Origin of the sequence: Cellulomonas sp. HD19AZ1 (assembly GCF_004535805.1) — a bacterium.
Lineage (GTDB): Bacteria > Actinomycetota > Actinomycetes > Actinomycetales > Cellulomonadaceae > Cellulomonas > Cellulomonas iranensis.
Genome location: NZ_SPHX01000005.1, coordinates 350,137 through 368,966, shown reverse-complemented (window position 1 = coordinate 368,966; position 18,830 = coordinate 350,137). Strand labels below are relative to the sequence as shown.

Below are 18,830 nucleotides of genomic sequence, written 5' to 3'. Positions count from 1 at the left end.
ACCGCCGAATGAGGCTCTTCTTCACTCGAACGGGTTCACAACCAGGGCATCGCCCAGAGAGTCCACGCAGCGACTGCGGTCATGACGACCAGCGCTCCGATGATGACGACGACGGCCGCCGCGCTCAGGGTGCGAGGACGCGCAGCCAGGAGCACGGACGTCAGCACGGACACGGCGAGCGCCGCCGTGAGGGGCCACGCGGCGCCCACGCGCCGCGGCTCGCAGCCCGCCGGCGCGGGTGCGATGGCGAGGCAGGTGCCGTCGACAGGGGTCACCCACCGCACGGCGAACCACGACCATGCGCTCAGGAGAAGCCCACCGACGACGCTGATCACGACCACAGGCACGCGGCGCCGGCGCGGTCCCTGGGCCTGCGGGTGGCGATGCTGTTCCATCGGAGAAGTCTGCCGTAATCGACGCTTCTCTTGCCTGCCTTTCGGCGCGGCGGCGCGAGGCCGTGGTGACGGACTCCGTCGTGAGCCGCTGGCCGTCTCGTGTCGTCGCGGCCCGCGTGCTGCTCAGCAGTGCCGGTCGAGATCGTCGACAGGTCTCTGACCACGCCTCTCGCCTGTCCCCTCAGCCAGCCCCGCCGAGGACAGGTCACGCACGCGGACGAGTGCCGCGCAGCGTCAGTCTTGCACGGGCCGCGAGCGGCGAACCAGGTACCCGATCAACGTCAGAGCAGCCAGCGGAAGGACCGGGAACACCGCGAACAACGTCACCGCTTGCGGCACCGCCGTGCACTCCTGCGCGAAGCACCTACCGTCCAGCGTCGCCCACAGCGCCACCGCCCACACCGCGACCACGACGCACGCGACGGCCTTCGCCAGGACATCGCGCCGCAGCGGCCCGCGCTCGCGACGCGCGGTCGCGACGTCCATGAACACCGCCACGACTCCTGCGGCGAGTAGCAGGCCGTCGGCGGTGATGCACCAGATCCACCCGGGGATCACTGCGCTCATGAACAGCGTCACGTAGTCGACGGCTGCCAAGCCCATCGTCACGGCGAACGCCACCCAGATCGCCGACCACAGCCGCTTGCTTGTCACCAGGTGAGCGTCGGTGTCCTGGCTAGCCACATTCGGGGATGTCGACATGCCCATGCTTCCCTGCCTCCGATACGTCGATCTGGGCTCCGGCGGTCAGTTCCGATTCCACCCAGGGGGTTTGAATGTCGTCGCTCAGGACGGTGAAGCAGGTCCGTTCGGACGGCCGACACGAGGGCGGCCAGGCAACCGATCATCCCAAGGAAGGCGAGCGCGACCACGATCCAGCCCGCGGTGCGCCTCCAGGTCGTGAAGGTCACCTTGACCTGGTGCTGACGGCTTCATCGACGGCCAGGAGGTGAGCGATGCAGCCGGTGGCGATCGAGCGCAAGGAGCTCGCGTCGATCAGCACTCGGTCCCCGGCGAGAGCGATGCTCGCGTTCTTGAGCTGCGTCTCAGTGGATTTACGCGATTTCAACTGCATCCTGGTGAGACTTCCGAGCCCGTGGGCTATCGAGTTCCGGGCGGTCGCAACCCCCATCACGAAATCCCACGAGATTCCTCGAATGCCGAGCCAGTCCTTGTAGTGGTCTCGTTGGCTTTTCCAGGAGGATGTCGCGTTGATTGCTGCGGATTGCCACAGTTCCAAAAGGCGTTGCGCCGTGGGTAGATCCATCTCCGCCTCGACCTCGTCGATCAGGCGGTCGGCGCAGAACGCTTCGGTGATCGAGGCGATCCGGATGACTGCGGCGTCGCGCTGCTCCCCGAGGCGGGATTGCTGTGCTGAGCGCAGGCGCCGGCGCGCAGGCGGGGAGCTCGCCGCGGTGCGTTCGGCTGTGAGGTACCCGGCGACCGCGCGGTTGATCAGGGTGCACGCAGTCTCGGCCGCCTCGGTGGCCACGTAGGGGATCACGGTCGCGCGTGCCCGCGCCGCACCCGGGTCGGCTTCCCCTTGCGGGGCGCTGTCCCCCCGACCATCACCCGGTCGACGCCGTCCTCCGCGACTTCCTGCGCCAGCGCGGTTGAGACGCGAGCGAGGCCCCACAGGGCCAGGCTCCGCCAGGTCGGGCCGATACGTCCTAGAGCCGTGACGAGGTCTTCCCCGTCACCACGGCCGATGTTTCCGAGAGCTGCGGCCGCGTGAGCAGCAACCGCGTCTGGCTTGGTCTCGATGCACTCGCGCAGCCACAGGACGTGCCGTCGAGCGAGGCCGCTGCCGCGTTGGTAGCTCGCGACGTGCGCGATCCAGATCGCCTGCCAGTCGCTGAGGATCGAGCTCGTGACGACGTTGTCGAGCAGGTCGCGGACCTTGGTGCGGTGATCGGGTCCACCCTGCGAATAGCGGATCAGATAGTCGGCGAGCTGTGGGGTGAGGGACGGTGCGCTAGCCAAGATCCCGATCGCGTGGTCGAGTACCGTCGGCGAACCGCTGGCCCCGAGAATGGGCAAAGCGCGCCCGAGCAGCGACTGCGTGATTGCGACGCTGGTTCGGGATCGTGTTTCGGTAGATCGATCCGCTTCCACCCACTTGGCAAGGGCGCGCTCGGCGGCGTCCATAAGAACCGGGGTCGCGTCGATCTCCCTCAGTTCCCCCGCAGTGGCTACAAATGCGGCAGATTCCTCGTCGTCGTTCCCGCTGAGCGGATCCGCCGCGAGCGACGTCGGCTGTGCGATCGCTTCCTCACCCGCATAGGTGTCCACCCAGAAGTTCTGAAGCTCTTCGGCGCCCACGAAAAGCTCACGCTCGGCCCTGGCGAACTTGTCGAGATCATCGCGGTAGCTCTGCAGCGAGTAGGTGAACGTCTTCCGCTCGTTCATCACTAGGCCGAGGTGCCGCATCTCGAAGGCGCACAGCTCGAGTGCGCGTCGAGCCTCGCTCAGGCTCGGCGCCCCGATCCGGAAGTCGTCGGAGTACGTGACGGTCTTGAAGCCGCGGCGACGCATCTGGCGGCGGACGCGATCGATGTAGACGTCTCCCAGGACATCACTCGAGGCGTGAATCTGGGGGATGCCGACGCTGCGGCCCATCACGCCGGCCGCCAGGGTGAGCAGCTGGTCGACGATCGGTTCGTCGCCGGTCTGCGCAACGAGTTCGTCGGCCAGCAGCCCGTGGTCGACGAACTCGTAGTAAGCAGTCACGTCCGTCACCGCGATGTGCGAGAGTGGAGTCTCGCCAGGCTGGGCACGCTCGGCTTCCTCGATCAAAGCCCGTTTGAACTCGGCGGACGGCGTTCGCCGCGTCACGGTCTCAGGGAGCCGCGGGGCCAGGAGGTTGCAGAGGTGCCGGTAGGCGACGGCGTCGAGCAGACCCATCACCGTGAGCGGACGGCTGCCGCTGACGTCCTTCTGGGCGAACACGACGTCGCCGAGGTCCGGCGGCGTCCCCAGAGAAGCCCTGCCTTTCACGAGTCGAGCGATCTCCTCGCCGTGTCCTAGCAGGGCCGCGTAGTCCCGACGGTGGGGTAGCAACCGGTGCTGCGAAGCCAGCTCGGCCTCCACCGCGGTGGCCAGGACATCGGGTGAGGCGGTGGCGACGTCGACGAGCTCCATGGGCACCATGGTGGCCGCTGGAGTCGAGTGGCGTGTGTCGTTCGCGCCCACATGTAGTCGCGCTCACCCGGACGGCGGCACGCAAGCCCTGTTCGGCTGCGTTGGCAGCCGGATGTCGGTTGCCTGCGAGCCGGTTCGCTCGACGACGGACCAGGATGGAGGTGGTCTCGTGCCCGCGATGTCCGAGTCCGCGGCCGACGGCGCGATGGCCGAAGTGACTCAGATCCGCCCCGCGCTCTCAGTGTGCTGCGGCGCGACCATGGTCACCGATCCAGACCCCGACGGGACCGGCGATCAGTACCGCTGTAGCGCGTAAGGCTCTACCCCGAACCGAACGGTGACGACACCAGCCCTCTCGAGGGGCTGTCGGCGCACCCCGAGTCACGGCACCGGTAGGCTGAACCCGCGCCGATCGGACCGCACGGCCCCGACCGGTGCAGCACGGGACCAGCGAGACCACGATCAGCAGTGCCGGTCGAGATCGCCGGCGGGTTTCTGACCACGATTCCCGCATGTCCCGCGCGCCTGTAGCTCAGGGGATAGAGCACCGCTCTCCTAAAGCGGGTGTCGGCAGTTCGAATCTGCCCAGGCGCACACCGGTATCACCACAGGTCAGGTGCCATTTCCTGCTGTGACAGATCGTGTAGCACCACGCCGCTGGGGGCTCGTCGGGTGCTCCCGAGTGCACGCCCGTGACCAGGGCTTACAGCCACATCCCGTGACGCGTAGCACCTAGGGAGCCCCCAGAGATGGCGCCTGATCGAACCCCCGACCAGGTCCGTGCTGCGGCCGCGGCGCCACACAGACCTCGGTCGGGTCCTCGCCGAGCCCGCGGCGCAGATCGTCGACGAGGTGCTGTGGTGGGTCATCCGGAACCGGCTGCGCGGCCGCCGGTAGTCAGCGGCGGCGGATGTCCGGCGCGCCGAGCCACACGTACTTGGTCTGCCACCGGCGGTCGCTGATGTCGACGAGGGCGTCGCGTCTGACCCGGTCGACCGCGCGGGTGGATGTGCTCGACGCCGTCGTGCTGCCAAACGATGTGTGCGGCATCGACTGCCTGATCATCGGCGATGATCGTCGGACATAGCAGCGCTCAGAACACTGCGATCGACCGACACGCCACGCGACGGAGAAGCGCGCACCGCGGAATCGATCGGTGGCGTGTGGATCGACGCCACCGGACCAACTCCCGGACTTGAGCGGCAGGATGTGGTGGCGAACGTTGTCGCGTCCCACACCCGGTGGCAGCGCCCCAGCGGCGTGAGCATCACGGTCCCCGACGGGCACCGCACCATCAGCCCCGGCGTCTACCGCCAGATCACCAAGGCCCTCAAGGAGACCCGATGAGCACCACCTACACCGCCACCGCGGCCCGCGAGGGCCGCTGGTGGACCATCACAGTCCCCGACGTCGGCGTCACCCAGTCCCGCCGGCTCGACGACGTCGAGGGCATGGCACGCGAGCTCGTCGCCGTCACCCTCGACGTCCCCCTCAGCGACGGGACCGTGACCGTCGAGGTCGCGAAAGTCGGAGACGTCGACGTCGCTGACCGCCTCGCGACTCTCCGCCGGGAGCGCGCCGAGGCGGAGCGCCTCGAGGCGGCCGCGCGCGAGCACACCGCGGCGCTCGCGCGGGACCTGGTCGCGCGCGACGTTCCTCTGCGGGACGTGGGTGCGATCCTCGGGGTGTCGCACCTGCGCGCGCACCAGCTCGTCGCCGGCTGAGGCGCGCCGGCCACGTGGCGGAGCCCACGAACATCAAGCGCGAATCAGGCATGGCTGAGACCTCCTGGCGCTACGTTGTGGCGCATGATGCGCGCGCGCGTTCGTGAGGGGGTGGGTCGAGCTGGGTTACGGCTCCACCATTGGGCGGAGCGACGGACGTGGCGCCCGAGGGGGCTCAGCTGGCACCTCATCCGGGTCCGCCCGGTGGTGTTCGAGGACACAGACTCGCTGCGGTTGCTGCTCGAGCGGCTCAAGCCGCTCGGGGTCAAGGAGTTGGTGGTCGGCCCCCTGTTGCTCGCCGAGGTGCATCAGTTTGATGCGTCCGATCCGGGTGCGGCTGCTGAGGCTGCAGCGGAGCATGGGCGCGTCGAGAGGCGTGAGCTGCAGATCACAGGTGCGTGCTCGACACCGCTAGCGAACGGCATGTTCGGTGTGAACCCCTGGGTCGTCACGTTCACACCAAAGGAGACGACCATCCAGGCGGTCGCATCCGGCCCCGACGACTGGAGCGGCGAGCGCGCGGAACGCGAGACCCGTGCTATTGCCGACGTGGTGGACATGTACACGAGGCCGGTCCGATGGGTGCGGCGGAGGCGGCCCGTGCTGGATCCGGGGAGGATGATCGCGGCGCTGCAGCGGGAGCACGATCGCAAGATGGCGTGGTTCGCGGCGATGTGGGGATTCCTCGGCGGTCTGCTACCGGGTGTCGTGGCGCTGCTACTCGACTGAGCAGGGGCGGGTCGACGATGCGACCCGGCCCCGGTGTTCAGCCCTCAGGGAGTCGCCCGCCAACCGGCTCGAACGACCCGTCCTCGAAGACGTGCAGCGTCATCGGAACCGGGACGCTGTGCGCCGCTGCGGAGCGCGGACCGCGTCCCCCGAGTGCGCCGGCAGGAACAACGCCGTCAGCCCGTGCGTGAGCGCGTCGATCCGGTCCGGGGAGTCCCCATCACCCGTCCACGAGAGCATCTGCCCCTCGAGCTTGCTGAGGCGGTCCGTGCCGTCCGCGGCATGGTGAACCCGGCCCGTCTCGTAGTACGCGGCGACGGCCTCCGCGCGGACACGCTTCGACTGTCGGGCCGTTACCGGGGTGACCTTCGGCGCGAGCTGGGTGACGCGGCGGCGGCCCTTCACCGCGGCCCACGTGGTGCGCATGACCTCGAGGACCATCTCGCCGCCCTGGTTGTCCTCGACGACGACCTCGGTGCCGTTCCAGTCCAGGAGCGCGTCCCACGCGGCCGTGCCCCACTCGGTCGGCGTGCCGCGCAGGGTCCGGTCGTTGAGGACCCACCCATGCCCCTGGGTGTCGAGGCCGACGACGACGATGCCGGTGTAGCCCGACGTGCGCTTCGACTTCGCGGCGGGGTCGACAGAGACGATGACGCGGGCGAGGTCCTGCCACACGTCGCCGGTGCGTGCACGGTTGAGCTCGATCCACGGCGCCTTCCACACGGCGCCCTCCACAGGCGCGGGGCGCTGCTGGTACAGCGCGGCCCAGGTGCGCGCGGTCGACCGGGTCTTGATCGCCTCCCACTGCTCCCTGGTGCGGCCGCGCGCGGACACCATGTACTCGCCGACGTCACGGCCGAGCGGGTCGTTCGCGTCGTCGGCCTGCGCGGGGATCGACACGACCCGCCACAGGTGCCCGTCCTCCGCGGCGAGGATCCGGCCCGCGAGGTCGTCCTCGTGCCACCGGGTCAGGATGAGCACCACCGGGGCGCCCGGTGCGAGGCGGGTCGCTGCGGTCTCCTGCCACTAGGGCGTGTCTCCTAAGGGTTGGTCGGGTCCGCTGCGAGGCTGTTCGGGTGTCGCGTGATGCCGTTCTGTCGGATGCCGAGTGGGAGCTGATCGCCCCGCTGATGCCCTCGATGGCCCCCGGTGGTGGTCGGCCGTTCGCTGATCACCGCAGGGTGGTCGAGGGGATCATCTGGCACTACCGGACGGGCTCGCCGTGGCGGGACCTGCCCGCGTCGTTCGGCCCGTGGCAGACGGTCTGGAAGCGTCACGCCCGGTTCTCCAGGGATGGGACCTGGGACAAGATCCACGCCGCACTGCTCGCGCAGGCCGACGCTGAAGGTCGGATCGACTGGGCGGTGTCGGTGGACGCCACGGTCAACCGTGCCCATCAGCACGCCGCGACCCTGCCGCGCATCACGGGGGGCTCGGTCGAATCACACGAATCTGCTGATCGAACCCCCTGATCACGGCATCGGCCGGTCCCGAGGCGGGCTCTCGACGAAGATCCACCAGCTCGTCGACGGCGGCGGCTTGCCGATGGTCGTGCTCGTCGGCGCGGGCCAGAGCAACGACTCTCCGATGTTCCCGGTCCTGCTCGAGCACCTGCGCGTCGCGCGCCTTGGTCCGGGTCGGCCGCGCACCCGCCCGGACCGGGTGCGGGCGGACAAGGCGTACTCCGCCCGCGCGCACCGGGCCCTGCTGCGCGCCCGCGGGATCGGCGCGGGTCATCCCCGAACCCTCAGACCAGATCCGCAACCGCAAGAGGCGAGGAGCCGCAGGCGGTCGCCCGCCGGCCTTCGACCCGGTCGACTACCGCGGACGCAACGTCGTCGAACGCGCCTTCGCCCACCTCAAGCAATGGCGCGGCCTGGCGACCCGCTACGACAAGCACGCCGTGACCTACCGCGGAGCAGCCGTCCTACGCGCGATCCTCCTCTGCCTCAAACGGTTAAGAGACACGCCCTAGTCCCACGCGCGTTCCCGGTAGGTGGGGGAGTCGGCTTCCTCGCGGCCCTTGATCGGGTCGTCGATGATGAGCATGTCCACGGGGCGTCCGGTCATGGCGCCGCCGACGCCAGCGGTGAACACGCCGCCGTCGTGCCCGGCGAGCTGCCACTCGTGCTGCGCGGACAGGTCGTCGCGGACGCGGAGGCCGAGGTCGGCGCCGTGCGTGGTGATGTCGTCGCGGATCGCGCGGCCCCAGCGGCGGGCGACGCCGGCTTCGGAGGACGCGATCGCGATGCGCAGGTTCGGGTTCTGCGTGAGGCCCTACAGAGGGAACCGGCGGGACGCGCGCTGGGACTTCCCCTCCTGTGGGGGCATCGAGATGATGACGCGCGCGTCGGGGGTGGTGAACGTCTGGACGAGTGCGGCGTCGATGACGTCGAGCGCGGGCGTCTGCATGGTCCGTGGGTCGAGGAACCGGGCGAGGTCGCCGGGGGTGGCCCAGCGGGGTGGGGGCGGGGGTTCGAACATGCGGGCGGCGTGCTCCCACCACTCCACGGTCGCCGCGGTCACGGGTGCCCTCGCGCGCGGTCGGACTCCTCGAGCAGCGCGTCCATGACGCCGAAGTGCGCGCGGGCGGCCGCGTTGTCGGTCCCGGGGTGGATGTTCGACCGACGCTCCTATGGATCGTCAAGCCGGTAGGGCACTGTGTTCGAGTTGGCGGAACAGGTCGCGGGCGATGTAGCGCTTGAGGCAGCGGCGGATCTCCCGGTCGGTCTTGCCCTGGGCTCGGCGCCGTTCGATGTAGTCGCGGGTGCGTGCGTCATATCGGGCGCGTGAGAGTGCCACGACGTGCAGAGCGCGGTTGAGCTGACGGTCACCCGAGCGGTTGAGTCGGTGGCGGGTGCGCATCCCGGACGAGGCCGGGATCGGGGCGGTGCCGGCGAGCATCGCGAACGCAGCCTCGGAGCGGATGCGCCCGGGGTGGGACCAGCTGATCAGGACCTGCGCTGCGACGATCACCCCGACCCCGGTCTGCTCGAGCAGGTCCGGGCGCCAGGCCCGCACGATGGCGGCCATCGCCTGCTCGTGATCGCGGGCCTCGCGCTGCAGGGCGAGGACGCGCCGGGCCAAGGTCCGCAGGACCGACGCGGTCGTGATGATGTGCGGGTCCCAGCTCGCGCGTTGCCGCAACCGGGCCGCCGTGCCGGTCATGACCGCGGTGCTCTGGCCGCGGAAGACAGCACGCAGGGTCTCCGGGGCTGTGGTCACCAGGGCGTGCAGCTGACGTTGCGCGAGCGTGGCCGCCTCGACCGCGCTGCGGCGAGCAGCCATCAGCGCGGCGAGCTGCCCGCGCGGACCATCAGACGTGACCTGCGCCAGGTGTGCCCGGCCCAGCGCCTCACGGGCGGCGCGGGCTGCGTCCAGCGAGTCGGACTTCGCGCCGTGACGTTGCGCAGAACGTGCCGGGCGATCCACCTCGACGACCTGCTCGCCAGCGGCGCCCAGGTGCCGGGCCAGGCCCGCGCCGTAGCCACCGGCTCCCTCCAGGGCCCACGCCCGCCCCTGAGCATGGGTCGCGGCCCACGCAAGCAACCTGTCGTAGCCGCCCGCGTCGGTCCCGACCGTGATTTCGGCGAGCACACCGCCGGTGACCGCGTCCACGACCGCAGCGGTGTGAGTGTGCTTGTGGGTGTCGACCCCGATGACGACATCGACGACCTCGGCAAGACTGGGCATCGCGTTCATCTCCTTGATCCGGGGGAACGTGAAGGGTTCCGGCCCGGCTGGAGACGGCAGGACTGTGACGGGACACGCCCGCAGCCACGGGCGGTCAAGCTCCTGATCAGGCCAGCAACTCCGGTCGGGCCGGGGCCGGCAACCACACGCGGACAAGTCGGCTGCAAGGCACGAAGCCAGTCAGGCCAAGGGTCACACGTGCAGTCACCGACCACAGCCCACCGCACTCAACGAGGCTGCGTCGAGATCCTCACAGCCAGGCCAGGAGCCGGCTGCCGGGAGACGGATCACGAGGACGTGCCGTGCGGTGGCGAGCGTGGCGGTGTGCCGGGCGCGGGTGTGCTCGTCGCCGATGAACGTGGGCCGCCAGCGCCTCCACGACGACGTCGTCGCCGCGTGGATCCCAAGCAGGGCGAGCCAGGCGACGAGCGCGAGCGCCGGGAGGGTGGCGACGCCGAGGAGGTAGATCGTCGTGCGTCCTCCTCTCGGGCCTGGTGCTCGAACGGCAGGTACAGCCCCTCGAACGCCTTCCGGGCGGCGACCTACGCGGCCTTCGTCTCCTCGCTCGGGTCCTCGTAGTCGCGCGCGATGACGACGTTCCACCCGGGGAACGGGTCCCACGTCCACAGGCGCGGCGCCTGCACGAGCGACGAGGCCGCGACGGCTCGTTCGCGGAGGCTGATGCCCGAGCGGCCCATGCCGCCCCAGCGCCGGCCGACGTCGATGAAGGCATGGTCGGCGACGCGTGCGGGGCGTCGGGCGCGCGCCCACCGCTGAAGGGTGGGCCACACGGCGGCCACGATCCACGCTGCGACCGCGGTGGCGGTGACCACTGCGGGGAGGGTGACGAGGCTGATCCAGAAGGCTGCGCTCATGCCCGGATGGTGCGCCGGGGGTGTCACTCATTCCGTCACGCGTTCACCCTCGCAGGGGCGGTCTGCGCGACAGAATGGCCGGCATGACCTGGTGGCAGACGCTCCTCGTTGGTGCGGTCCCCGTGACCATCACGGCCCTTGCGCTGCTCACGCAGCAGGCGCTCACCGCGCGGTCAGCGCGCGAGCTACACAGGATGCAGACCCGAACGTCTCGACGCGACGAGGTCCTCGCCGTCCACCGCACCGCGCTCACCCAACTGGGTGCCATCGAAGACACCGTGCGCGAGCCCGCGTTTCGGACACTGGATGCAATCGACAAGGGGAAGTCTTGTCCCGCCGGCATCGAGGTTCCCCGCGAGCTCTTCCGCGCGGCTGATGATGCCGTAGCGGCTGTCCTGCTCCTGTGCAGCGAGCAGAGCGGGAAGACGTGCTTGGAGTACGACCGGGCCGTGAACGCTCTCGGGGCAACTGTCTCGATCCCGGGCCGCACGGCTGATGAGCTGCACGCGGCTCTGGACGCGGCTTCGAGCGCGCGCACGGCGTACACCCTGACCGCGCGGGTAGAGCTCGGCGTGAAGGCATGACACTCGACTCCTGGCTCGCTCTCGCCGCGGTCGTCGTCGGCCTCATCGTGACCGCCGCGAGCTGGGTAGTCGCCCGCCGACGGTCACCCCGCGACGACATCCTCGACGACATCAAGATCCGCGACGCCCTGCCGATCGGCGAGGTCCGTGATCGACTCGAGGACAGCATCGACGAGCGCGTCGTACGCATGGCGCGGCGTTCCGAGCGCCGCCGCAACGAGGACCTCCTGGGCATCGCCAGCCCGGTCTCGCTGCTCGGCGTCCTGGCCTTCATCGCCGGGACCTTCGCGGACACCCGATGGGTCTTTTATGTGGGGGGCGCCCTCGTGGCGATCGCCTTCACGCTCCTCGGCATCGGGGCACCGAAGGAAGTCCCCGAGGGGAAGGCCAGGCTCACGCCCCGCCGGCCGCCAAGAGCCGCAGGTGCCGAGGCACCACCTCAGCCACAGCCCGACCCCACTACGTCACGAACGCGTCCCGCCACCCCTCCGCCGGGCCCATCCGCCCCACCGGAGCCACGACCACGGTCAGCGGCGCGTCGAGGATCTGCCGGATCACGTTCCCCACGACCTGACCCTGCTGCTCCGCCAGCTGGATCTGCCGCTCAGCCACCCCCGCCCGCAACGCCGCGACGGCGAGGTTGGCGAGCCGGTCGCGCTCCTCGTTGAACAGCCGCAGCCACACCGACATCGCGGCCTTCGACTCGACCTCGGACGCCGGCACCGACCCGAAGTCGACCAGCCCCACGGTATCCTCGTCGTCGACCTCACGGCCACCGAACGTGAGGCCCATGCCTCCGGCGGTCTCCGTCTTCGTCATCGTCACGCCCCACGCCAGGGCCCCCTGCCGAGGTCCCGGATCTGCTCCCGGTAGCCGTCCACCAGGCCGGGCAACACCTCGATCAGCCCGATTAGCACCGACCCGGGGTCCGCGACACCCCCGCCGGCGCACCGAACGACCCCAGCGCGCGGCGAGCGCGCTCCTCGCCCTGACGGCGCTCCGCACCGGCGAGGGCCTGCGGGGACTTCCCGCCGTGGAGGCGGCACACGCGCTGGCCGGCCATGCGGGGCTGTCCGCAGTGGGCGCCGCGGCGGGTGTGGGCGGTGCAGCGGGCATGGGGTGTCCCGCACTTGTCACACGGTATGGGGTCGTCGTCCCACATGGCTGGGGGGCGTGGCATGCCCCGAGTGTGCTGCTAGGGGGTGTCAGATGCAGCCGGCGCTCTCGACGGTGACGCTCTTGACGGTCCGGGTGGACGCGGTGGGCACATCGAGAGTGGTCAGGGTGTCAGGGTTGACGCCGAGCGCTCGCCCACGCACGTTGTCGATGGTGTCGCCGTACTCGTCCTTGAACTGGACGTTCGCGTAGAAGCCCTCTGCGCACGCTGGGTCGTTCGCGACCAGTAGGTGTGCGCACGTCTGGGTCCCGATGGGGCCGCAGCCCGTCTTGACGGGGCCGGTGTGTACCCAGGCGCCACCGAAGTAGGGGTCGAGGGTGGCGATGTCGTAGCCGTCGAACGCCGGAGGGACGCGAGAAGTCGGGGTGCTCGGGGTTGGCGTCGAGGCACACGCGGTCGCGATCATGAGTACGACGGCGCTGACCGTGAGTGCACGAGTGGCCGCAATCCATGAGGGTCGCATGGGCTGACGGTAGTGAGACGAGCCTGCCGTTGGGGGTGTTCGCCTGCGTAGACATCAGACGAGTCGTCCCCGGGTGGCGAGCGCGTCAAGGACTGCACGGATGGCATACGAGCGGTGCTCGGCGCCGTGGTCGTCGAGGAGGCCCAAGGGGCTCGGGGTCACGGGCGATGTCGACTGTGACCGCGTCGACGAGCTTGACACGGTCGCAGCTTCGCGCCGAGGCGTTCCTCGCAGCAGCCCGCCAGCCCCCCACAGGAGCCCAGGCACCATCTGCGACGGCCGGAACAGGGCAGATGTCGGATCGTCGCCGCTCTCCTGCAGCGGGTGTCGGCAGTTCGAATCTGCCCAGGCGCACAGTCGTGTTGCGTCGGCCAGGGCCGGGTGGGTGCTGCGGTCGTGACCGCCTCCAGCTGGCTGGTCCTGGGTGAGCGACCGGTCGCCTGACGTAGACGGCCTGCCGCGGACGCACGCGGTGGACGTCGCGGGCGTGCAGACTGGAAGCACTGCACCCGGGAGGACGTCATGCCGTTGGCCCGTGGGATCATCCGCCTCAACAAGCGGTTCACCAACCCGGTCATGCTGCGGCTCGCGGGGATCGGGTCGATCGTCGACCTCGAGCACGTCGGCCGGAAGACCGGGACTGTGCGGCACACCCCGCTCATTGCGTTCCGTCGCGGCGGCGTGGTGACGATCGCGCTGACCTACGGCTCGGACGTCCAGTGGTTGGCGAACGTCCGTCACGCGGGTGGGTGCCGGATGCGGATGGGTCGGGAGATCCTCAGTCTCGGAGCGCCGCGCGTCCTGGAGCCCGCCGACGCGATGACCCGCATCCCGCAACCCCAGCGTGCGCTGCTGCGCTGGCCCATCCGGTGCCGCGACTACGTCGAGCTTCCGGTGCTCCGCCCGCCGGCCCCCGAGGGCGTCGACACCCGCGGACGATGAGGACTCCGCGAGCGACGCACCACCGACGAGCACCGGGCGATGTGGGATCTGGTCAACCCTCACCACCGGACAAGCGGACGGCAGAGTCGTCGGCGACCGCAGGCGCCGCCGATCACCTCACCCGCAGCTCACCCCCGCGTACCCGGCGTCGTACCCGCTGAGCCCGGCTCCCCACGCGACGATCCCCGCCCCGGTGACCCGCACCGTCCCGGCGTCGACGCTCGTGCCCGGCACGGTCCACGTCTTCTGCACGCTCGACCCCGGCCACACCAGCCACCCGCCGACCCCGCGCCACGGCGACGTCGCGGCGACCAGCACGGGCACCCGCTCGGTGTTCCGCACGTGCACGGTGACGCGCGGCTTGCCGTCGACGCACACCGCCTCGGCGGACACGGCCAGCGCGACGGACCCGCGCGTCCCCGGCGCGCCGAACGGTGTCACGGGGGCCGACGGCGCCGACGCCTCCGACGTCCCGACCGCGTTCGTCGCGGTCACCGTGAACGTGTACGCGGTCCCGTTCGCCAGCCCCGTGAGGGTGCACGCGGTGGTGTCCGTCGTGCACGTGGCCCCGCCCGGCTGCGCGGTCACGGTCGAGGACGTGACGGCGCTGCTGCCGTCGTCGGACGGCGCGGTCCACGACACGTCGGCGGTGCCGTTGCCCGCGGTCGCGGTGACGGACGTCGGCGCGGACGGCGCTATGGCCGGCGGCTGCGCGACCTCACCCGGCCACTGCGCCACGGTCTCGGCAGTACCACCGGCGCCGAGCTTCTCGACGCGCAGCGCGTTGATCGAGAACGCGTTGCCGCCCCCGCCGCCGCGGATGCCGATGTTGCCGATCAGGCCGTCGGCGGGCTGGTCGCCGTCGAGCGTGATCTCGGTGACCAGGTCGTAGCTGCCCATGTTGACCATGCCGCTGTTGAAGTACGCGGGGATGTGGGTGGCCACCTGCCCGGCGGCGTACTGGTGGTCGTTGATGACCGCGCCGTCGCCCGTGGTGTACCCGCCGTTGGTGTTGTCCTTGAGCCAGCGCACGCGGATCGCCGTCGTGCCCTTCGCGGTGTAGTTGACCGTCAGCCGGTACGTCGTGCCGGCCTCGGGGCGGAACGCGACCTCGCCGTCGTCGGTCGTCGACCACGGCCACACCGCCGCGTCGTCGCCCAGCACGACGTTCGCGCCGCTCCACGCGTCGCCCAGCGACGTGTCGTACACGTGCACGCCCGGCACGGGCTCGCGGTCGCCACCACCCGGCAGGTCCACGTACTCGTGCGTCGCCAGGAACTCCTCGGGGTACAGGATGCCCAGCAGCGCGAGCTTGGCCTTGCCGTCGTAGTCGTACGGCATGGCGAACTCGCCGCCCTTCCAGCCCTGCCGCACGTCACGCACGCCCGCGAGCTTCACGGCGTGCACGACCTTCGGGTTGCCGGTCGTGTTGCCCGGCCCCGCGCCGTAGTCGCGGTAGATCTTGAACAGCTGGGCGTACTTCATGCCCTGGTTGTTCTCGGCCTCGGGCGTCAGCTCGCCCGGCGGCAGCGCGATGTCCATCTCGGTGACGTGCACCTCGACGTCCCCGAGCGACGCGAACAGCCGGATGTTCTGCTCGACGGCCGCGACGTCGGTGGCCAGGTTGTAGTGGCCCTGCATGCCGATGACCTCGATGAGCGGGCGACCGCCCGGCCGCTCGCCCGCGTGCCGCGCGTTGATGTCCTTGACCATCTCGTAGACCACGCGCGCCTTGGCGGGGGAGTCCAGCCCGAAGTCGTTGTACGTGAGCTTGACGTCCCAGCCGTGCGCGTCGACCACCTCGGCGGCCTTGACGAACGCGAGCTCCACCCAGTCGGCGCCCAACGCCTGGTACCAGCCCTCGCCCTTGGCGAGCGACCCGCGCCAGTCCGCGGGGTTCGCGGTGCCGACGGCCTCGTTGACCACGTCGACGGCCACGAGCCGGTCCCCGAAGTGCCCCAGCACGTTCTCGACGTGCGCGTTCAGGTTCGCCAACGCGGTGTCGCGGTCGAACGTGCCCGGCTGGTCGAACCGCGCGGGCGGCGCGTCCCACATCCACGTCGGGGACTGCGAGTGCCACGCGAGCGTGTGCCCGTACAGCGCCAGGTCGGGGTTGCGCGACGTGTACCGCGCGAACGCCGCCTCGGCCGCGTCGTACGTGAACACGCCCTTGTCGCGCTGCGTGCTCTCGGGCTTCATCTCGTTGCCCGGCGTGTACGACGCGTAGTTGTACAGCAGCCCCTCGATCTCGCCCGCACCGAAGATCCCCATCGAGAACCGGTCGGCGTGCTGGTCCTTCATGGGCGGGTAGTGCTCGAACGTCTGCCCGGGCTCCGGCAGCGCGGCCGGCTCGGGCGCGGCCGCCGCGGGGCCGGCGGGCCCGAGCGCGCCGACGGCGAGCACCGCGGCCAGCAGCGGTGCGCCCACACGGGCGGCGGTGCGGCTCGCGCGACGACGACGGGGGACGAGCGGGCGCAGGGGTGCGGTGACGTCCGGACCCGGCATGGGTGCCTCCAGGGGCGCTCCCCGGCGCGACGCTGCGCGGGGCTCGGCGACGGCGGAGGACGACGGCAAACGTTCTCCGCCCGTGATGACGTCGAACCTAGCCCGCGACGCTCCGGGGTTGTCAAGAGTCCGCCACGTCCGGTTGGTCGGGTCTTGACGTCCGTTTCCGACGCCGCCTACGTTGACCCCACGCGGTGTGGCGAGCGTTTGCCGTCGACGACGACGGTGGCGCCGCCCGGGACCCGACGCCGGGTCCACCCGCGTCGCCGCGGGCGGTCGTCGCCCGCGCGTCGAACCCCTGAGCAGCGCGGACGTGCGGGACGACGTGGTCCCGCGGTGCGCGCCTGCCCGGGTCGACCCTTGGGGAGGAGCAGTCGATGACCCGACGGACCAGAGGTGGCGGGACCGAGGAGACGGCACGGCACGACGCTCGGCGGCGCGCTGCCAAGCGCCCGGCGCGCTGGGCCGGCGCGGGCCTCGCGGTCGCGCTCGCGACCGTCGGGTTCGTGGCGCCCGCGCACGCCGCGGTCGACGCGGCCACGTACGACGTCACGATCCGCGCGACCGGCGCGGGCACGGTCACCGGCGGCGGCACGTACGCGCCCGGCGACACGGTCGAGCTCACCGCGACGCCCGGGGCGGGGCAGGTGTGGGCCGGCTGGACGTCCGCCGACCTCGCGTGGATCGGCGCGCGCGCCCTGTCGTTCACGATGCCCGAGGGCGACGTCACGCTCGAGACGTCGTTCCGGCCGCAGATCGCGCCGCTCAAGGAGGTGTACCGCGACTACTTCGACGTCGGGAACATCTACTCCAACGCCGGCACCTACGCGGACGGCTCGCAGGCGTCGTCGACGATCGCGCGGCACTACTCGGTGATGACCGCCGAGAACAACATGAAGCCCGACCAGCTGCTGCCCAACAACAACATCGACCCGGTGACGGGCGAGTTCACGTTCAACTTCGGGCCGGCCGACGCGTTCGTCGACCAGACGCTCGCGCGCGGCATGAAGGTCCACGGCCACGTGCTGGTGTGGCACGGGCAGTCGCCCGCGCGCATCAACAGCGGCGCCACGGGCGGCACGCGCGCGCAGGCCAAGGCCAACATGGAGGAGTACATCCGCGAGGTGCTCACGCACTACCGCGGCAAGGCCGAGTCGTGGGACGTCGTCAACGAGGCGTTCGTCGACGGGCTCGCGGAGTTCGACCCCGCGACGCAGGACTGGCGCGACTACCTGCGCGGCGGCCCCAACGGCGGGCAGTCCCGCTGGTACAGCGCGTACGCGAACGGCGCCGACACGGCCGCCGGCGAGCACCCCGCCGACTTCCTGTACGACGCGTTCGTCTACGCGCGCCAGTACGGGCCCGAGGCGCGCCTGGAGTACAACGACTTCAACGTCTTCCAGTCCGAGGGCAAGGCGCAGGCGATCCTCGCGATGGCCACCGACCTCAACGCCCGGTACGCCGCCGAGCACCCCGAGGACCCGCGCCAGCTGGTCGAGTCGATCGGCCTGCAGTCGCACAACTACATCAACCAGACCCCCGCGTTCGCGTGCTCGGACCGCACGCGCCTGCGCTCGCTCGTGAAGGACGCGGCGGCCGAGTGGCAGCCGGGCGCCTGCTCGAACGAGGCGTCGGTCGAGCGGTCGCTGCAGCTCATCACCGAGGCCGGCTTCACCGCCAGCATCAGCGAGCTCGACCTGCAGGTCTGGGAGGCGTGGAACGGCCAGCCCGAGGGCGAGGACCGCGCCGCGTACCGCGACCTCACCGACCCGACCGTCGCCGACCGCATCTCGCGCGGCGAGTTCGACTACTGGGTCGGCAAGATCAGCAACCGCGCCGAGCTCGAGAAGATCCAGGCGCAGCGGTTCGCCGAGTACTTCGCGGTCTACAAGAAGTACTCGACCGACATCAACCGCGTGACGTTCTGGGGCATGACCGACCAGGCGTCGTGGCGGTTCACGCACAACCCGCTGATCTTCAACAGCGACTTCTCCGAGAAGCTCGGCGCCGCCGCGTCCGCGAACCCCGAGCGGTGGCTCGGGCAGCGGCACCCGGTCGTCGACACCTCGAAGCTCGAGGCCGCGATCGTTGAGGTCAAGGCGCTCAAGCTCAGCGCGAAGGACTTCACGGGCCTGAGCATCGCGCGCGTCAAGGCCGTGCTGGGCCGCGTGATCGCGGTGCTCGCGACGCCCGGCGCGCAGGGCAAGGTCAACGCCGCCACGGCCGCGCTGCACGAGGCGGTCGCCGCGCTCGAGCGGCGGTAGCGGCGGCGCCGGCGGGTCCAGACGGCAGCAGGGCGGGGCACGACGCCTCGCCCTGCTGCCGTCTGCCGTGTCCGCCCCCGGCCATCGACGGGCGCGCCGCGCGGCCCCGCGTCGCGCCCGACGTGCCGCCACCCGCGTGACGTCGGCCTCGCGCGCGGCCCGGCGCTCGTGGATCGGGCCCCACGTGTGATCAGATGGGGTCCTCGCGTCGTCGACGCGCCGGGAGAGCTGGGAGCGGACCTCGAGGTCCGTGGCCCGCCCCCGACGGGCGGACGGCCCGTGCCGCCGTCGGCGCACGCACCGGTCTGGTGCGCCGCCGGGCGTGAGCGGCCCCGCCG

The 18,830-nt window shown here is 70.9% G+C and carries 20 protein-coding genes, 1 tRNA gene and 1 pseudogene; 8 read left to right on the top strand and 14 right to left on the bottom strand.

Annotation, left to right across the window (positions count from 1 at the left end; genetic code table 11):
- Positions 1 to 35: 35 nt before the first annotated feature.
- The 4 genes from E4A51_RS12760 to E4A51_RS12745 all read right to left on the bottom strand — a co-directional run bounded on the left by E4A51_RS12760 (position 36) and on the right by E4A51_RS12745 (position 3,536).
- On the bottom strand, positions 36 to 275 hold the full coding sequence (locus E4A51_RS12760) for a hypothetical protein (protein ID WP_134851957.1): 240 nt from the start codon (positions 273 to 275) through the stop codon (positions 36 to 38).
- A gap of 354 nt (positions 276 to 629) precedes the next feature.
- Positions 630 to 1,103: a hypothetical protein gene (locus E4A51_RS12755; RefSeq protein ID WP_167748909.1), complete on the bottom strand. Its 474-nt coding sequence runs from the start codon at positions 1,101 to 1,103 to the stop codon at positions 630 to 632.
- 199 nt (positions 1,104 to 1,302) lie between these two features.
- Complete coding sequence (locus E4A51_RS12750; protein ID WP_134851955.1) at positions 1,303 to 1,887, bottom strand: hypothetical protein; 585 nt, start codon at positions 1,885 to 1,887, stop codon at positions 1,303 to 1,305.
- A gap of 8 nt (positions 1,888 to 1,895) precedes the next feature.
- Positions 1,896 to 3,536 (bottom strand): hypothetical protein, encoded by a 1,641-nt coding sequence (locus tag E4A51_RS12745; RefSeq protein WP_134851954.1) that lies wholly within the window; start codon positions 3,534 to 3,536, stop codon positions 1,896 to 1,898.
- Positions 3,537 to 4,057: 521 nt separating this feature from the next.
- On the opposite strand from E4A51_RS12745, the gene E4A51_RS12740 reads away from it, so the two are divergent.
- A tRNA-Arg gene (locus E4A51_RS12740) sits at positions 4,058 to 4,130 on the top strand.
- Positions 4,131 to 4,433: 303 nt separating this feature from the next.
- Here the strand turns inward: E4A51_RS12740 and E4A51_RS18395 are convergent.
- Positions 4,434 to 4,601 carry a hypothetical protein gene (locus tag E4A51_RS18395; RefSeq protein WP_167748908.1) on the bottom strand — a complete coding sequence of 56 codons (168 nt, stop codon included), beginning with the start codon at positions 4,599 to 4,601 and terminating at the stop codon, positions 4,434 to 4,436.
- Between the two features lie 147 nt (positions 4,602 to 4,748).
- Here E4A51_RS18395 and E4A51_RS18860 point away from each other — a divergent pair, with 147 nt between their 5' ends.
- The 3 genes from E4A51_RS18860 (at position 4,749) to E4A51_RS12730 (ending at position 5,989) form a co-directional block, all read left to right on the top strand.
- Positions 4,749 to 4,883: a hypothetical protein gene (locus E4A51_RS18860; RefSeq protein WP_255430620.1), complete on the top strand. Its 135-nt coding sequence runs from the start codon at positions 4,749 to 4,751 to the stop codon at positions 4,881 to 4,883.
- A complete protein-coding gene (locus tag E4A51_RS12735) occupies positions 4,880 to 5,260 on the top strand; it encodes a HicB family toxin-antitoxin system (protein WP_134851953.1) in 381 nt (126 codons plus the stop codon). Before E4A51_RS18860 ends, E4A51_RS12735 begins: the two co-directional genes overlap by 4 nt.
- 204 nt (positions 5,261 to 5,464) lie before the next feature.
- Complete coding sequence (locus tag E4A51_RS12730) at positions 5,465 to 5,989, top strand: hypothetical protein (protein WP_134851952.1); 525 nt, start codon at positions 5,465 to 5,467, stop codon at positions 5,987 to 5,989.
- Positions 5,990 to 6,088: 99 nt separating this feature from the next.
- On the opposite strand, the gene E4A51_RS18590 is transcribed toward E4A51_RS12730, so the two are convergent.
- Positions 6,089 to 6,973, bottom strand: coding sequence for a hypothetical protein (locus tag E4A51_RS18590; protein ID WP_134851951.1), 885 nt, complete (start codon positions 6,971 to 6,973; stop codon positions 6,089 to 6,091).
- Positions 6,974 to 7,065: 92 nt separating this feature from the next.
- Between E4A51_RS18590 and E4A51_RS12720 the strand changes: the two are divergent.
- Positions 7,066 to 7,964 (top strand): annotated as a pseudogene (locus E4A51_RS12720) (IS5 family transposase).
- Here the strand turns inward: E4A51_RS12720 and E4A51_RS18855 are convergent.
- The 4 genes from E4A51_RS18855 to E4A51_RS12705 all read right to left on the bottom strand — a co-directional run bounded on the left by E4A51_RS18855 (position 7,961) and on the right by E4A51_RS12705 (position 10,557).
- Positions 7,961 to 8,086, bottom strand: a complete 126-nt coding sequence (locus E4A51_RS18855) for a hypothetical protein (protein ID WP_255430619.1) — start codon at positions 8,084 to 8,086, stop codon at positions 7,961 to 7,963. The pseudogene E4A51_RS12720 and the gene E4A51_RS18855 sit on opposite strands and share 4 nt — an antisense overlap.
- Positions 8,087 to 8,266: 180 nt before the next feature.
- A complete protein-coding gene (locus E4A51_RS12715; protein ID WP_134851950.1) occupies positions 8,267 to 8,515 on the bottom strand; it encodes a hypothetical protein in 249 nt (82 codons plus the stop codon).
- A 117-nt stretch (positions 8,516 to 8,632) separates the two neighbouring features.
- Positions 8,633 to 9,691, bottom strand: coding sequence for an IS110 family transposase (locus tag E4A51_RS12710; protein ID WP_206120048.1), 1,059 nt, complete (start codon positions 9,689 to 9,691; stop codon positions 8,633 to 8,635).
- A 533-nt stretch (positions 9,692 to 10,224) separates the two neighbouring features.
- The gene (locus E4A51_RS12705) at positions 10,225 to 10,557 is read right to left on the bottom strand and encodes a hypothetical protein (protein ID WP_134851949.1); all 333 of its coding nucleotides are present in this window, start codon (positions 10,555 to 10,557) and stop codon (positions 10,225 to 10,227) included.
- Between the two features lie 83 nt (positions 10,558 to 10,640).
- On the opposite strand from E4A51_RS12705, the gene E4A51_RS12700 reads away from it, so the two are divergent.
- Positions 10,641 to 11,141 (top strand): hypothetical protein, encoded by a 501-nt coding sequence (locus E4A51_RS12700; RefSeq protein ID WP_134851948.1) that lies wholly within the window; start codon positions 10,641 to 10,643, stop codon positions 11,139 to 11,141.
- A gap of 459 nt (positions 11,142 to 11,600) precedes the next feature.
- Here the strand turns inward: E4A51_RS12700 and E4A51_RS12695 are convergent, their stop codons facing one another.
- The 3 genes from E4A51_RS12695 to E4A51_RS12690 all read right to left on the bottom strand — a co-directional run bounded on the left by E4A51_RS12695 (position 11,601) and on the right by E4A51_RS12690 (position 12,781).
- Positions 11,601 to 11,960 (bottom strand): hypothetical protein, encoded by a 360-nt coding sequence (locus tag E4A51_RS12695; RefSeq protein ID WP_134851947.1) that lies wholly within the window; start codon positions 11,958 to 11,960, stop codon positions 11,601 to 11,603.
- A gap of 91 nt (positions 11,961 to 12,051) precedes the next feature.
- Complete coding sequence (locus E4A51_RS18985; protein ID WP_370297500.1) at positions 12,052 to 12,303, bottom strand: HGGxSTG domain-containing protein; 252 nt, start codon at positions 12,301 to 12,303, stop codon at positions 12,052 to 12,054.
- Positions 12,304 to 12,346: 43 nt separating this feature from the next.
- Positions 12,347 to 12,781 carry a hypothetical protein gene (locus E4A51_RS12690; RefSeq protein WP_134851946.1) on the bottom strand — a complete coding sequence of 145 codons (435 nt, stop codon included), beginning with the start codon at positions 12,779 to 12,781 and terminating at the stop codon, positions 12,347 to 12,349.
- Positions 12,782 to 13,303: 522 nt separating this feature from the next.
- Between E4A51_RS12690 and E4A51_RS12685 the strand changes: the two genes are divergently transcribed.
- A complete protein-coding gene (locus E4A51_RS12685) occupies positions 13,304 to 13,723 on the top strand; it encodes a nitroreductase family deazaflavin-dependent oxidoreductase (protein ID WP_134851945.1) in 420 nt (139 codons plus the stop codon).
- 117 nt (positions 13,724 to 13,840) lie between these two features.
- Here E4A51_RS12685 and E4A51_RS12680 read toward each other — a convergent pair whose 3' ends face one another.
- The gene (locus E4A51_RS12680) at positions 13,841 to 16,228 is read right to left on the bottom strand and encodes an endo-1,4-beta-xylanase (protein WP_134851944.1); all 2,388 of its coding nucleotides are present in this window, start codon (positions 16,226 to 16,228) and stop codon (positions 13,841 to 13,843) included.
- A 377-nt stretch (positions 16,229 to 16,605) separates the two neighbouring features.
- Between E4A51_RS12680 and E4A51_RS12675 the strand changes: the two genes are divergently transcribed.
- A complete protein-coding gene (locus tag E4A51_RS12675) occupies positions 16,606 to 18,492 on the top strand; it encodes an endo-1,4-beta-xylanase (RefSeq protein ID WP_134851943.1) in 1,887 nt (628 codons plus the stop codon).
- The last annotated feature ends 338 nt before the right edge of the window (positions 18,493 to 18,830 follow it).

Coding starts and splice junctions, on each gene's coding strand:
- E4A51_RS12755 (WP_167748909.1), bottom strand. CDS start 1,103: ATGGGCATGTCGACATCCCCGAATGTGGCTAGCCAGGACACCGACGCT.
- E4A51_RS12745 (WP_134851954.1), bottom strand. CDS start 3,536: ATGGAGCTCGTCGACGTCGCCACCGCCTCACCCGATGTCCTGGCCACC.
- E4A51_RS18395 (WP_167748908.1), bottom strand. CDS start 4,601: ATGATCAGGCAGTCGATGCCGCACACATCGTTTGGCAGCACGACGGCG.
- E4A51_RS12735 (WP_134851953.1), top strand. CDS start 4,880: ATGAGCACCACCTACACCGCCACCGCGGCCCGCGAGGGCCGCTGGTGG.
- E4A51_RS12710 (WP_206120048.1), bottom strand. CDS start 9,691: ATGAACGCGATGCCCAGTCTTGCCGAGGTCGTCGATGTCGTCATCGGG.
- E4A51_RS12705 (WP_134851949.1), bottom strand. CDS start 10,557: ATGAGCGCAGCCTTCTGGATCAGCCTCGTCACCCTCCCCGCAGTGGTC.
- E4A51_RS12700 (WP_134851948.1), top strand. CDS start 10,641: ATGACCTGGTGGCAGACGCTCCTCGTTGGTGCGGTCCCCGTGACCATC.
- E4A51_RS12695 (WP_134851947.1), bottom strand. CDS start 11,960: ATGACGAAGACGGAGACCGCCGGAGGCATGGGCCTCACGTTCGGTGGC.
- E4A51_RS18985 (WP_370297500.1), bottom strand. CDS start 12,303: ATGTGGGACGACGACCCCATACCGTGTGACAAGTGCGGGACACCCCAT.
- E4A51_RS12690 (WP_134851946.1), bottom strand. CDS start 12,781: ATGCGACCCTCATGGATTGCGGCCACTCGTGCACTCACGGTCAGCGCC.
- E4A51_RS12685 (WP_134851945.1), top strand. CDS start 13,304: ATGCCGTTGGCCCGTGGGATCATCCGCCTCAACAAGCGGTTCACCAAC.
- E4A51_RS12680 (WP_134851944.1), bottom strand. CDS start 16,228: ATGCCGGGTCCGGACGTCACCGCACCCCTGCGCCCGCTCGTCCCCCGT.
- E4A51_RS12675 (WP_134851943.1), top strand. CDS start 16,606: ATGACCCGACGGACCAGAGGTGGCGGGACCGAGGAGACGGCACGGCAC.